The following is a 14,328-nucleotide window of genomic DNA, read 5'->3' on the forward strand; positions in this document are numbered from 1 at the left end:
GTAAAGCTTTTGTCTGAAGGGTAATACCTATAAAAACTTAAATTAATCGTGAAAACATAGTACAAATTCTCTCAGGAAGGCCTATAATTTAGTGTAAATAAAGCTGACACTATTCACTGAGTTTAGGCATTCCTTCGCATGGCAGTAAAAAAGATCCCTATATCCTTACTTAAGGTTGGTATGTATATTACCAAGCTCGATATATCGTGGATTGACAGCCCCTTCATGTATCACCACTTGAAGATAAAAAATGCCGCTCAAATTGATAAGTTGCTCAAGGCGGGTGTCAAGCAGCTCTCGATTGATACCTCAAAGGGTGTTGATGTAGAAGCGTCAGCTGATGTTATTCGTGATAAGTCCTCACAAGAGACTGATAAATCACAAGAAGATCAGGCTGCGAAAGATAAGCCAGTTTCAGAAGCAAGTGCTAAGGAAAAATTGCCTGAGCGTACGTCTATTAGTCAGGAGCTTGGTGTTGCTAAAGAGTTAAAGGGCAAAGTTGAGAAGCTGGCAGATGAGATCAATGAAGCTCTCAAAAACGATAAAGTGGTTGATGCTCGGCAGGTTTCGCCTTTAATTGACGCTACGCTGTCTAGTCTACAGCGGAATAACCAAGCACTCGCTATCCTTATCAATATTCAGCGTAAAGATGCTTCGCTCGCAAATCATACTTTCGCTTCATTTAGTTTAGTCTTAAGTATATCTATCAAGCTCAGCTTAGGTGACGATGCACAACAGGCGCTCGCTTTAGCCGCATTTTTTCACGATACGGGTTGGCTAAAACTGCCTATGCATTTGCTTGGTAAGGCATCACCTTATACGGCGAGTGAAAAGAAGTTAATTTATCAGCATGTCTCGATAGGCTTACGGTCGTTAAAACAAAACTGTGAGCTCAGTTCAATCGTAATGCGCATTATTACCGAGCATCATGAGCACCTGGATGGAAGCGGTTACCCTTCTGGACTTAAGTCTGATCAGATACATCCTTTAAGTAAGGTTTTCGCAGTGGTTGTCAGGTATGATGAGTTAGTCCACGGCTTGCTTGATAGGCCTGCGGTAACACCTCATGGCGCTCTTGCTAATCTATATAAAGAGGCCAAAAATGAAAAACTTGATGAGCCTTCCGTGTCAGCGCTGATTAGTCTATTGAGTGTTTATCCGGTGGGTAGTGCTGTCCAGCTAAGCAACAAAGAAAAAGGTATTGTTCTTGAGATCGATGCCGATCAACCAAAATTACCTGTCGTAAAGGTTGTTTACGATATGGCAGGGATGGCGCATATTAAGCCCAAGGTGATTAACCTTGCAAAAATCAAGACAGATAAAGAGCTGTCGATTACTTCTGTCTTGGATCTAACCGTCCCAGGCGCTGACCCTGCACAGTTATTGCGAGTAGACCTTTCGTGAGTCCTTCTTTTGATATCACTTCTATTACCTTGGATGCTTTACCTGAAGGTGTGTTGCTTGTCGATAGTGACGGTTGTATTCAGTTCTTAAACAAGGCAGGCCAGGCCATGTTAGGCTGGGATATTGATGCTATTGCCGAAAAAGCAGCGGAGGGCGGTACTGCTCATGAACTATTTTGCCGTCATAGTATTTATACTCATCACGAAGCTGAGGAGTGCCCCTTGGCAAAACAGGGTGAAGCTCAGCTAGCGCCACAGGAATGCTATTGGACGCATAAGAATTCTGAAAACATTGCCGTCAGTTACCGTAGAAGTTATACCGATGATGGCAGCTGCATGATTCTTTTCACTACCTGCGAGCAGCAAGGCTTTCAGCTTGAAGAGCTCAAGAAGCTTTCATTTTTTACTGAAATAAATCCCTCCCCATTGCTGGAGCTTGATGATCAAGGCCTGATTCTTTTTAGTAACCCTGCAATGACTGATCTAATGCTTGAGTTTGGATTTGACGATGAAGGGGCGCCCGCTATTTTACCCAGAGATCTTGCTGCTCTGGTCGGCAAAGCAATAGAGCAGGGTGGTCTAGAGAATATCGAGTCTTCTGCAAATGCTGAAGAAAATAACGATAAGACATCACACTTTTTATGGAGTTTCCATATTAGTGATGGCAGTCAAGGTAGCGCAGTATTGCTTTCAGGGTTAGATGTGACCAGTAATAAAGAAATGGAACTTCAGCGTCAAGAGTTTGAACGAAGCCTGGAGCTCGAAAAAGAACGTACTCGAAAAGAATACTTGGCAATGATGGTGCATGAATTGCGCTCACCCTTGAATGCAGTTGTCGGTTACGCTGGCATTCTTAAATCAAAGTTGTCTAGTCAGTGTAGTGAAACGCAGCTATCTTTGTTCGACCGAATTATCGGGGGCGGTCAGCAGCTCGCTGAACAGATCAGCACGACTTTGGATTCTACGCGGGTAGAAGCTGGAAAGCTGGCTGCCGACATTTCCCGCTTCAATGCAGTGCCTGCGCTTGAAGAAGCGTGTGTACAAGGTGAAACCCTTGCCAAGAAAAAAGGCTTGGATTTTCGCTCTGAGATTTCGGATTCTAACATATACGCCTTGGCAGACAGGCAGCACTTTAAGCAAATTGCGATCAACCTTATTTCCAACGCAATTAAATATACGCAAGCGGGAGCTATTGAAGTATCTCTTCGTCCCAGTTTTGATGAGCAGGTCGGCAAGTGCGTTACTCTTGAAGTAAATGATACAGGCTGTGGTGTTCCTCAAGGACAGCGTGAAAGCATTTTCAAACTATATCAGCGCCAAGATTCCCATGAGAATAGTGAGATTGAAGGTGATGGCTATGGTTTAGCAATATGCTGCGAAATGCTCGCGCTGAATCATGGTCGAATTGTTCTCGATAGCGAGGTGGGGCGAGGTAGCTCCTTCTCGGCTATTTTTCCTCGTTAGGCGATGCTAAAGCGCTTATTTCTTGCCATATCATTCAACACTCCCTAAAATCGATGAAAATCTTGTCGGGGAGCATCTGTCATTTTATCGCTTGATGATTTGCGAATGCTGAGACCATATAAATTCTTGGGATATATCCAATTATTTGTTGTTCTACATTTTGTAGGCAGATAGGGACCCGTTGAACCTGATTGGTTAGAACCAGCGTAGGGAACAAGAATTCATCAAGACTAGACCGATGATTCTAATTGCTTCCTTACTTACCACACTCGTAATACCGGATATGCGGAGCAATAGATGAAAAACGATTCGTTAAAGAAACTGGGTGATACAGCTTACGTAGATGAGTTATCTACCCAGCCTTTTCCAGCCTCAAAAAAAGTATATGTAGAAGGCAGTCGTAAAGATATTCGCGTAGCGATGCGTGAAATTTCACTTACCCCAACTCAGTTGCAGAATGGCGAGCTTGAGGATAACCCTCCAGTTAGAGTTTATGACACCTCCGGCCCCTATACAGACCCCGAGATAGAAGTTGACGTCACAAAAGGGCTAATGCCCTTACGCGATGAGTGGGTTGCTGAACGAAATGATACTGAAGAGTTACCTGGTTTTAGTTCTGAGTACGCAAATGTACGTGATCAAAACCTAGCCTTGGATGGCTTGCGTTTTGAGCATAAGCGTAAACCTCTAAAAGCAAAAGCCGGAAAGAATGTCACGCAACTGTATTACGCTCGTCAGGGTATCATTACGCCGGAAATGGAATATATCGCTATTCGAGAAAATCTGGCTTTAAGCGAGGCGCAGATGGATGAAGCGCTAGCTAACCAGCATCCAGGCGAGTCTTTCGGCGCTTCTATTCCTAAAATGATTACCCCGGAATTTGTCAGAGACGAAGTCGCTCGTGGTCGTGCTGTCATTCCTTGTAATATCAACCATCCGGAAACCGAACCGATGATTATTGGTCGGAACTTCCGCACCAAGGTGAATGCCAATATTGGTAATTCTGCGGTGACATCTTCTATTCAGGAAGAAGTCGAGAAAACAGTTTGGTCGACGCGTTGGGGTGGTGACACCGTAATGGATTTGTCTACAGGCCAGAATATTCATGAGACACGTGAATGGGTCATTCGAAACTCTTCTGTACCGATTGGTACGGTGCCGATTTATCAGGCGCTTGAAAAATGTGGCGGGGTTGCCGAAGATCTTACCTGGGAGTTGTTCCGTGATACTTTAATTGAGCAGGCGGAGCAGGGAGTTGATTACTTCACTATCCATGCAGGTGTGTTATTGCGCTATGTGCCTATGACGGCGAATCGAGTCACCGGGATCGTTAGTCGTGGTGGTTCAATTATGGCTAAATGGTGCCTTGCTCATCACAAGGAAAACTTCCTCTATACGCATTTTGAAGAAATTTGCGAGATTATGAAAGCCTATGATGTGTGCTTTTCACTTGGTGATGGTTTACGCCCAGGTTCAATTGCTGATGCAAATGATGAGGCGCAATTCTCAGAGCTTCGTACTTTAGGCGAGCTTACCAAGATAGCTTGGAAGCACGATGTGCAAACCTTTATTGAAGGCCCGGGTCATGTGCCGATGCATATGATTAAGGCGAATATGGAAGAGCAGCTCAAGCATTGCGATGAAGCGCCTTTCTACACGCTTGGCCCACTTACTACCGATATCGCACCAGGCTATGACCACTTCACCTCAGGCATTGGTGCTGCACTGATTGGCTGGTATGGTTGTTCAATGCTTTGCTATGTCACGCCTAAGGAACACTTGGGTCTACCTAATAAAGAAGATGTAAAACAGGGCCTTATTACCTATAAGATCGCGGCTCATGCTGCCGACCTTGCAAAAGGCCACCCTGGTGCACAGATTCACGATAATGCTATGTCAAAGGCTCGTTTTGAGTTTAGATGGGAAGATCAATTTAACCTTGCGCTAGATCCTTATACTGCTCGTGCTTATCATGATGAAACATTACCTAAGGACTCTGCTAAAGTTGCACATTTCTGTTCAATGTGTGGCCCTAAGTTTTGTTCAATGAAAATATCTCAGGAAGTTCGTGATTACGCAGCAGAAAAGGATGCGAACGAAGGTATGAGTGAGATGTCGGAGAAATTTAAACAGGAAGGTAGTGAAATCTACCATGAAGTTTAAGTTTAATTGAGTGTTATTAGCCAAGGGCGTCTAGGTCTATGAATCTAAGTGATGTTGATCTAAATTTGCTGGTTCACCTAGATGTACTTTTGCGTGAGCAAAACGTCACCAAGGCTGCAAACCATCTTGGTATTACGCAGCCTGCGATGAGTAATGGTTTGAAGCGTTTGCGCTTGCTGTTCGAAGATCCATTGCTTGTTCGTACCAGTGACGGTATGGCGCCTACTGAGTTGGCGCTCAGCCTTAAGCCTGCGGTGAGAGAGATATTATTCAATATCGATCGTGTAGTTCACCCGGATAGGGATTTTGACCTTCAAAGCCATCGGGTGTTTCGCGTGATGGCAAGCGACTACGCTGAATCTACCTTGATTCCCGCTGTTTTAAGTGAAGTTCGCAAGCAGGCGCCTAATATCACGCTCGATGTTTTAACGCCCAGTGATGTATCTTTCGAAGATGTTGAGCAAGGCCGTGTCGATATGGCGATTAATCGCTTTGATACTTTGCCGCAGTCTTTTCACCAAAAAACGCTCTGGTCTGATACCTTCTCATGCCTGATGAGCCCTAGTAACACCTTGGTCAATAGCTTCGATCTGGATGCCTACCTAAAGGCCAGCCATATTTGGGTGAGTAAAACTGGCTTTGGTGTGGGTGTTGGAGTGAACCCGAATGATGTGCAGCGCTTGGGTTGGGTTGATGAAGCGCTGGATCGTATTGGAGCAAAGCGCGAAATTAGTGTATTTACCCGTCATTACCAGGTGGCGATGTTGTTGGCGCAGCAGCATGACTTAGTGGCTACGCTGCCGAGCCGCGCGGCGCGTTTAAAAAGTGAAAGCTCTAAGCTTGTAATGAAAGAGCCGCCCTTCGATATACCAGCATTCGATCTCAAGATGGCCTGGAGTCCTTTACTTCATCATAATGCGGACCATCAGTGGTTTAGGCGTTTGATTACAGATATTGCTCAGAAAGAGAGTGAATAATCGTTGGTGAAGCGCAAGGGTGGCGCAGACTCTTAGTGTAAAGTCTGCTCAATCTCTAGCTTAAGGCCGCTTTCGGGCAACTGCTCGCCATCCAGATAGGCTTGGCCATCTTTCATTTCAAGACGTCCATCGATAAACCACTTAACCGCAATGGGGTAAATGATGTGTTCCTTTTCAAGTACTCGGGTGGCAAGTGTTTCTTCAGTATCCTGATTTAAGACTGGTACAATAGCCTGGATGATGTTCGGGCCGCTATCAAGCTCAGCGGTAACAAAGTGAACACTCACGCCGTGCTCTTTGTCTTTTGCTTCAAGCGCACGCTTATGAGTATGTAGGCCGGGATATTTAGGCAGAAGAGAGGGGTGAATGTTGAGCATTCTTCCTTCAAAACGGCGGACAAAATCATCGGTTAAGATACGCATAAAGCCCGCTAATACCACGAGATCCGGTTGATGCTTCTCAATCGTCTTAATCAGCTCTGCATCAAAAATCTCTCGTTGAGCGAATTTTTGATGTTCGATGACATGAGTATCAATCTCAGCTTTCTTAGCTCGCTCTAGGCCCTTAGCATGGGGCTTATTGGAAATAACAGCGCTGATCTTTCCAGGGATTTCTTCACGTTGATAGGCGTCGATTAAGGCTTGAAGGTTGCTGCCGCTACCCGATATCAAAACAACGACAACAGGATCTCGTCCTTCCATTACTAAGCGCCTAGTCCATTTAGTTGGACTTGCTCTTCGTCGGAAGATGTGTCGGCAATTTCACCAATTACCCAAGCACTTTCGCCTTCAGCTTCTAAAAGCTTGATGGCTGATTCTTCTGAACCGGCTGGAACGGCGATGATCATGCCAACACCGCAGTTGAAGGTGCGATACATTTCAACAGGATTTACGTTACCTGCTGATTGAAGCCATTTGAATACTTCAGGCAATTCCCAGCTCTGGGTCTCGATGACTGCTTTAGTTCCTTCAGGTATTACGCGAGGAATATTCTCAAGTAAGCCACCGCCCGTGATATGTGAAAGGGCATGCACCTCACCTTCTTTGATCAATTTAAGAAGAGATTTAACGTAAATCTTTGTTGGCTCAAGCAAGGCCGATTTTAGGTCGGTATCGCCAATTTCCTGGTTTAGGTCAGCGTTTGATACTTCTATAATCTTGCGAATTAAAGAGTAGCCATTCGAGTGTGGACCTGAAGAAGCGAGGCCAATTAACTTGTCGCCAGCCTTAACTTTGGTGCCATCTATAATCTCAGACTTCTCAGCAATGCCAACGCAAAAACCAGCCAAGTCATAATCTTCGCCTTCGTACATGCCGGGCATTTCAGCAGTTTCACCGCCGACTAGTGAGCAACCAGATAGGTCGCAACCAGCGCCAATGCCTGTTACTACATCGGCAGCAACGTCAACATTCAGTTTACCTGTAGCGTAATAGTCAAGGAAGAATAATGGCTCTGCGCCACCAACAATAAGATCGTTAACGCACATGGCAACGAGATCAATACCTATCGTATCGTGCTTATTGAAGTCCATGGCTAATCTTAGTTTTGTGCCAACACCGTCGGTACCGGAAATCAAAACCGGTTCTTTATAGCCCTTCGGCAACTCAAACATTGCGCCAAAACCGCCTAGACCGGCCATTACTTCCGGTCTACGAGTTTTTTTGGCGACACCTTTAATTCTTTCTACTAGCTCATTTCCCGCATCGATATCGACGCCAGCGTCTTTGTAGCTAAGTGAAGGGTTTGTATTTGAGTCAGAATTATTAGTCATATGAGCTAAAACCTTGGCTTTTTAAAATTGGCGCGATTCTACCAGTTGTTTGGAGTCTCGCCAAATGCTAGCAGTAAAAAATAACATATTCGTAGTGATTTAAAAAAATATTAGAAAGTAGGTGTGCAAAGCACGGCTGATGGTTGTTTTATGAGTGTTTCGAGAATATTATGATAAACCTTTCAAATACTGAGCATAAGTGGCACTTACTTGGTCAATATTATTCGTTTTTTCGTACTTGTTTCGCTAGCCTTTTTGAGTTCACACTCAATCGCTGTCCAGCTAGGTAATTTATATAACGCTTCTGTCGCAGTACCTTCGCAAGACCCTTCCGATCGTATGCTAGGCTTTGAGCAGGCGCTGCATCAGGTGTTGATCCGTGTTACTGGTGATGAGGAATTGTTGCAGGATTCTTCTGTGAATTCTAAGTTTCGCTCACCTGAAAACTACGTGCTCTCATTTGCCTACAGAGAAAACCCCGCGTATAGCGTTTATCTTGAGGTGCTTGCTGAGCGCGAAAGGCTCGCTATGGAGTTTACAGATGAAGGTGCAGACGTTGAACAGGAGCCTGGTTCTATGCCTAGTTCCGCTCAGACCGGCCAAGAAGAGTTAACTGAGTCGTTAATAGCCGAGCCCGCCGTACCTGACCAATATATGCTGGATGTTGCATTCGCAGAATCGCCCATAGAAGCGGGTTTGCAATCACTGTCTCTTCCTATTTGGGGGCGGTCTCGTCCTTCAATTCTGGTTTGGGTGGTGATGTCTGATGAACAAGGGCAGCGAAGCGTTATCGGCGCTTCCGAACTGGATGAGGTGCTACCTGAATTGACTGGCATTGCTGAGACTCGAGGTTTGCCGCTTTTTATTCCTGTGGCCGATCTGACAGACCTTTCGCTTTTAGATGTTGACGGATTATGGGGCCTGTTTTCTGACTCCCATATTGATGCTAGTAAGCGCTATGGCACCGACGCTGTTGCAATTGTACGCTTGCAAAGTTCCATTACTCCTGAGGCTCAAGAACTTGATGAAGCAAAAGAGCCTGTTTCTCAGCGTCAATGGCGTGCAGACTGGCAGCTATTCCTAGGTGAGCAAACTTTCTTTGGTGAAAGCGCTCAGGCAAGCAGTGAATCGGTTTCAAAAGAGTTTGTTGCTCGCTTGGCAAGCGTTATATCTACTCAGTATGCTATATCTGGCGTAGCAAGTTCAGAAATCTATACCATTTCAGTGCTTGGTATCGATTCTTTCGAAGATTATGTGGATGTACAGCGTTACCTGCAAGATCTTGCGCCTGTTGCATCCGTAAATATGTTGCTAGCCGAGGAAGATCAGCTTACCTTTGAGTTGCGCTTGCGTGATACAAGAGAAATGCTTTCTCAGCACCTATCTCTTGGGCGAAAGCTAATAAAACGGGAAGCGGAGCTAGACGGTATATTGGAGTTAAATAAGGGTATGCTTGTCGATGCGCTCGATAAATTTGTTTGGCGCTCCGGGTCTTAGTCATTGCTATGGTTATTTTGGAGATAGAATGATCGCAGCTAATCAGATTCCTAATATTCTAACTGTTATTCGAATCCTGCTGGTGATTCCTTTTGCGATGAGCGTATATTCCGCGCAATATTTGCAGGCTTTGATTCTATTCTTTGTAGCAGGTCTTTCAGATGGAGTTGATGGTTTCTTGGCTCGCCAATTTAATTGGAAGTCGCGATTTGGTGCCATAGCTGACCCTTTGGCAGATAAACTACTGCTCGTTACGGCTTACGTAATGCTTGCTTGGACAGAGCAAATCCCAATGTGGCTTCTATATCTCGTTATTGGTCGCGATGTAATGATTCTAGCTGGTGCGCTGGGCTATCACTTCTTTATTAGTCATTATGATATTAAGCCCTCATGGCTGGGTAAGACCTGTACAATGCTACAGATTGTTTATGTCTTACTCGTGATTATGAGCTTGGCAGATCTGCCGATGCCGCAGTGGGCAGTTTCAGAAGGCCTATTTGTAGTGGGTGCCATTACTCTGATTAGCGGTATTCATTATTACTTGGTTTGGGGCGTAAAGGCATACAAGCAGCGCCGAGAAAATGAATTGAATGATAAGACTGGCTTATGAATGCTTTTGAATTATCCAGCCAACTATTATTGCCTGTTAGGGAAAAAAGTGACCTAAGCTTCGAAACGTTTTACAGCGAAAAAAACGATCGTGCCAAGTTTATGCTGTCGAGTGCGATAGATGAGTATCAGGAAACTGCAGTCTTACTGGTTGGGCCAGAAGAGTCTGGTAAAACCCATTTGCTTAATGCTGCAATTGGCTACGCTGAGTCAAAAGAGCTGGACAATGTTTGTTACTTTTCGCTTGCGGAATTAAACGAGTTTGAATTATCAGAGAGTGACGTTCAGGGTTTGTTTTCAAGCTTTGAGCAATATTCAATTTTGGCTCTCGATCACTTGGATTTGTGGCTGTGTCACCAGAGCTTAAGTCGAGAGTTTAAAGAACGCTGTCTTTTTAATTTATTTAACCATTATAAAGCTCAAGGTGATATGTTAATTTTCGCCTTGTCACAGCCGGTAGACGCCTTGAATATCTGCTTGGCTGATTTGTTGTCACGCCTAAAATCCGGTTTATTGATAAGCCTGAAAGCTTATAGTGATGCTGAAAAAGAACTAATCATGCAGCAGGTTGCGATACATAAGGGCTTTAGCTTGGAAGAGGGCGTTTCTACTTTTATTATTAAGCGTAGCGGGCGCAACTTAACAGAGTTGCTAGCGTTACTTGATCAACTAGACAAAGCGTCGCTCACTGAGCAGCGTAAATTGACAATTCCGTTCGTCAAGAAAGTTTTAAATTGGTAGCTCATCAGCTGCAGGGAGAAAAAAATGATTCGCGTAGTATTCAACCAGAAAGGCGGTGTAGGGAAGTCGAGTATTACTTGCAATCTTGCAGCTATTTTCGCTGCTAAGGGACGCAGAACCTTGGTTGTTGATTTGGACCCGCAAGGTAACTCTACTCACTATTTAATGGGAAAGCCTGCTGCTGAATTGAATGACTCGATTGCCGATTTTTTTGAGCAAACGCTTTCATTTAATTTGTTTAATAAAGATCCTGCCGACTTTGCGCATAAAACCCCCTTCGACAATCTCTATGTTTTGCCCTCTAGTCCTGAGATGGATTTTCTTGAAAGAAAGCTGGAGGCTAAGCATAAGATCTATAAACTCAAAAATGCCTTAAGAGCATTAGAGAGCCAGTTTGATGAAATTATCATCGATACAGCGCCTGCTTTAAATTTCTATACGCGTTCAGGCTTAATTGCTTGCGATAAGGTTTTGATTCCTTTCGACTGCGATGACTTCTCTCGTCAAGCTTTGTATACGATTATGGGCGAGTTGCAAGACATACAAGAAGATCACAATGACCGCTTGGAAATAGAGGGTATTGTAGTGAATCAATTTCAGCCGCGTGCGAGTCTGCCGTCGCGCTTGGTGAAGGAGCTCGAAGAAGAAGGGTTGCCAGTATTACCTGTAAAAATTAATGCTTCAATCAAGATGAAAGAGTCGCACCAAGAAAGTCAGCCGCTTATCTACTTTGCTCCAAAGCATGCTTTAACGACTCAGTTTGAAGAACTTCACGAGCATTTATCTTCGTAGCAAGAAAACCTGCTTTTAGCTTAGGCCGGTTTAGATTCGTGCACCAGAGGTAGTACGATCTGGTCGCCCCGGCCTAAGGTTTCGCCTTGATTCAAGCTATGTAATATTGCATATAATTCCTTGAACGGCACTGGTGGGGAGTAGAGATAACCTTGCCCATATCGACAGCCATTAATCTTTAAGAAAGCTTCCTGCTCCTTCGTTTCGATCCCTGTAGCAAATGTTTTTAAATCCATCTGACTCGCAATAGCTAGCAGTGTTTCAGTGATGGCCATATCGCTTTCATCCCTTGGTATGCCAGTCACGAAAGTTCGGTCGACCTTAATGATGTCGGCGGGAATTTGCTTTAACTGTCGTAGTGAGCTTAGACCGGTTCCAAAGCTGTCGATTGTCAGTGACACGCCCAACTCTTTAAGTTGAGTAAGTGTCACAAAGGATGTCTCGATATTGCTTGTGATCGTGCTTTCCGACATTTCCAGAATCAGGTTCTTTGGATCAAATTTAGTGCTCTCTACTGCTTTTTGGATAAGTTCAACTATTCGCGGATGGTTAAATTGGCGGTTAGAGAGGTTGAGCGCTATTTGTATCGGCGTGTCTGACCATTCCTGAATTGCTCGTCCTTGCAGGCAGGCGTTAGAAATTACCCATTGACCAATGTCGTGCAATAAGCCCGTTTGCTCAGCGACATCAATAAAGTACTCTGGCGTGACTAAACCTTTGTCAGGATGATGCCAGCGTAGCAAGGCTTCAAGCGCGAGAATTTCACCCGTTTCAATGTCGATGATAGGTTGGTAGTAAAGCTTGAATTGGCTGGCGCTGATAGCGTTTCTTAGCTCATGCTCAATAATTAGTTGGCGCTGCATTTCACTGTTCATTTCTGGACTATAGAACTGAATATTGTTTCGTCCGGCTTTTTTCGCTCGATACATGGCCATATCTGCATTTTTTAGAAGGTCGGGATATTGCGTGCCATCGTTAGGGCAGACGGTAATGCCGATGCTGGAAGTAACGATAAGCTCATTCCCGCCAATATTTACGGGCTTGGTAATGTTATCGAGAATATTTCTGGCAACTGTTTTAGCGCCTTCTCTTCCCGATACATTTGCTAGCAGAATAGCAAATTCGTCTCCGCCAAGGCGGGCAATCGTGTCTTCCTTTCGAACGCTTTGTTTGAGTCTGCTGGCTAAGGTGACAAGAAATTGATCGCCGATATCGTGTCCGAGCGTGTCATTGATTCGTTTGAAGTGATCGATATCTAGGCCGATTAGCGCAATCTCGGATTTGTGTCGAATTGCTGATTGAATCGCTTGGGCGCAGCGGTCTTCGAATAGGCGTCTGTTAGCCGTATCGGTAAGTGCATCGTAGTGAGCGAGGTAGTGAAGTTGATTTTGAGTTTTTCTGATGTCGGAAATGTTTTGGCCAATCAAAAGAAGCTGCGTCTGCTGGGATTCACCGTCATGATTGCTAAGGTGGTTCATGTTCCAGAGCATGGTGTGCGAAAGCGAGTCGCCACTGATAATCTCGCATTCCATATTTTCTTTACTAAGGCCGCTTTCGAGTACCTTGGTAAATTTCCATGCTGTCTCGTCCTGAATATTTTCTGGAACAAACATATCGATGAAATTATTGCCTAGCACTTGTTCTTTAGTATAAGAAAACTGAACTTCGGCTGCTGCATTCCATTGTTTAATTTTGAACTTCTTATCAAGTACGATGATCGGGATGCCGGCAGTTTCGAATAGTGCTCTGAAACGAGACGAGGTGTTTTGTAGACTCTTTTCTGCCTGCTTTCTGATGTAAACCTCATCGCGAAGTTCTTGGTTGGCGCTAAGTAAATCTTGTGTGCGTTGTTCAACAATATCTTCGAGCCTCGCTTCGATTTTTATTTGATCTGAACGGAGGGTGTTGAAGTAAAGGGTAGTTAGAATAACGATCAAGCTAGCAAGAGGTAGAGAATATTCTGGTATTGATAATTGCTGTGTCAGTGTCCCGGCGTTAAGGAGGTGCAGGGTGATAATCCCAGATACGAAAATAGCAATAGTGCAAGCGAGCTGGTTAAATCTGGTTGAAGCCCACATTAAGATTGGAATGATTAGAAGTATAAAGTGAGGCTTTTCCTTGGTGGTAAAATAAATGCTGAGGATCGAGATTGAAAGCCAAACAAACCACTCTAAAGGATGTGTGTTTTGCTTGATACGTTGTGCATGGTTTTGTGCCGCGAACACGATGCTTGGAATGGTGGTCAGACTAATAACATTGGAAATCCATAAGTAGGCTATTACCCTTAGGTCTAGTGTGCTGTCGCCGTCATTGGTGAGCAAGCTGACACCGAGCAATGTGCTGATTAAGGCGCTAATTATTACGCTGTGGGAAATATAAAGGATCAGGTTTTTACTGTTTGATAAAGGATTACCCTTGGTAATAGAGAGCTGGAATGACTTCCGGAGCACATAACTTTGCATGCAAAGGCTTAACGAAAACAGTACTGCAGTACTAAGTTCTATATCACCGTCAAACCATGCGTTAGATGCTTGTGATAAAGCGACTGGGGCTAGGAATATTGCGGGTAGACTGACTAGGCCGAAGCAATAAGTAAGAGAGAGTGATAAACCGTAGGCTATGCTGACGTAGGGCATGGCATTCTGAAGTGTCGATCCGTCATTGATAAATAATTGGTCAAAACCTAAAGCAATAAACAACAGGGTGAGACTTATGAAAAATGCGGGTATGCCGTGAATGCGAGCGCTAGAGATTTCTGGCTTAAAACTTAGATTATTTGCATTCATTGAAAGTAAAGCCAGCTTAGCTCGAAGGTGAAATTATATAATGGGCCGCATGGTAAATATGGTGGATTGTCTTCTTGTTTTATGACGAATTTAGCTGTCTGAAGACATCACCATAATGATGAATC

Annotated in this window: 11 protein-coding genes and 1 riboswitch; of the genes, 8 read left to right on the top strand and 3 right to left on the bottom strand. The window is 44.4% G+C overall.

The features are described from left to right. Positions 1-138: 138 nt before the first annotated feature. From A3761_RS12835 to A3761_RS12850, 4 genes are all read left to right on the top strand, one after another. The gene (locus tag A3761_RS12835) at positions 139-1,404 is read left to right on the top strand and encodes an HD domain-containing phosphohydrolase (RefSeq protein WP_068508030.1); all 1,266 of its coding nucleotides are present in this window, start codon (positions 139-141) and stop codon (positions 1,402-1,404) included. Beyond that, positions 1,401-2,867 carry an ATP-binding protein gene (locus A3761_RS12840; protein WP_068508031.1) on the top strand — a complete coding sequence of 489 codons (1,467 nt, stop codon included), beginning with the start codon at positions 1,401-1,403 and terminating at the stop codon, positions 2,865-2,867. The genes A3761_RS12835 and A3761_RS12840 overlap by 4 nt, the downstream gene beginning before the upstream one ends. 56 nt (positions 2,868-2,923) lie before the next feature. Continuing rightward, positions 2,924-3,097, top strand: a riboswitch (TPP riboswitch). A 67-nt stretch (positions 3,098-3,164) separates the two neighbouring features. Beyond that, positions 3,165-5,030 carry a phosphomethylpyrimidine synthase ThiC gene (thiC, locus tag A3761_RS12845; RefSeq protein WP_068553106.1) on the top strand — a complete coding sequence of 622 codons (1,866 nt, stop codon included), beginning with the start codon at positions 3,165-3,167 and terminating at the stop codon, positions 5,028-5,030. 38 nt (positions 5,031-5,068) lie between these two features. Beyond that, positions 5,069-6,007, top strand: coding sequence for a LysR family transcriptional regulator (locus tag A3761_RS12850; RefSeq protein WP_068508035.1), 939 nt, complete (start codon positions 5,069-5,071; stop codon positions 6,005-6,007). A 32-nt stretch (positions 6,008-6,039) separates the two neighbouring features. On the opposite strand, the gene purN is transcribed toward A3761_RS12850, so the two are convergent. Both purN and purM read right to left on the bottom strand, forming a co-directional pair. Further along, positions 6,040-6,708 carry a phosphoribosylglycinamide formyltransferase gene (gene purN / locus A3761_RS12855; RefSeq protein WP_068508037.1) on the bottom strand — a complete coding sequence of 223 codons (669 nt, stop codon included), beginning with the start codon at positions 6,706-6,708 and terminating at the stop codon, positions 6,040-6,042. Between the two features lie 2 nt (positions 6,709-6,710). Continuing rightward, positions 6,711-7,778, bottom strand: a complete 1,068-nt coding sequence (gene purM / locus A3761_RS12860) for a phosphoribosylformylglycinamidine cyclo-ligase (RefSeq protein ID WP_068508039.1) — start codon at positions 7,776-7,778, stop codon at positions 6,711-6,713. A gap of 255 nt (positions 7,779-8,033) precedes the next feature. On the opposite strand from purM, the gene A3761_RS12865 reads away from it, so the two are divergent. The 4 genes from A3761_RS12865 to A3761_RS12880 are packed head-to-tail and all read left to right on the top strand — an operon-like array spanning position 8,034 to position 11,417. Further along, positions 8,034-9,275 (top strand): DUF2066 domain-containing protein, encoded by a 1,242-nt coding sequence (locus tag A3761_RS12865; protein ID WP_156508876.1) that lies wholly within the window; start codon positions 8,034-8,036, stop codon positions 9,273-9,275. 28 nt (positions 9,276-9,303) lie between these two features. Then, positions 9,304-9,885, top strand: coding sequence for a CDP-alcohol phosphatidyltransferase family protein (locus tag A3761_RS12870; protein WP_068509622.1), 582 nt, complete (start codon positions 9,304-9,306; stop codon positions 9,883-9,885). Beyond that, positions 9,882-10,625: a DnaA ATPase domain-containing protein gene (locus A3761_RS12875; RefSeq protein WP_068509619.1), complete on the top strand. Its 744-nt coding sequence runs from the start codon at positions 9,882-9,884 to the stop codon at positions 10,623-10,625. Before A3761_RS12870 ends, A3761_RS12875 begins: the two co-directional genes overlap by 4 nt. Before the next feature lie 24 nt (positions 10,626-10,649). Beyond that, complete coding sequence (locus A3761_RS12880) at positions 10,650-11,417, top strand: ParA family protein (protein WP_068509617.1); 768 nt, start codon at positions 10,650-10,652, stop codon at positions 11,415-11,417. A 20-nt stretch (positions 11,418-11,437) separates the two neighbouring features. On the opposite strand, the gene A3761_RS12885 is transcribed toward A3761_RS12880, so the two are convergent. Then, positions 11,438-14,203 carry an EAL domain-containing protein gene (locus tag A3761_RS12885; protein ID WP_068740387.1) on the bottom strand — a complete coding sequence of 922 codons (2,766 nt, stop codon included), beginning with the start codon at positions 14,201-14,203 and terminating at the stop codon, positions 11,438-11,440. Positions 14,204-14,328 lie beyond the last annotated feature (125 nt).

Source organism: Oleiphilus sp. HI0123 (assembly GCF_001635315.1).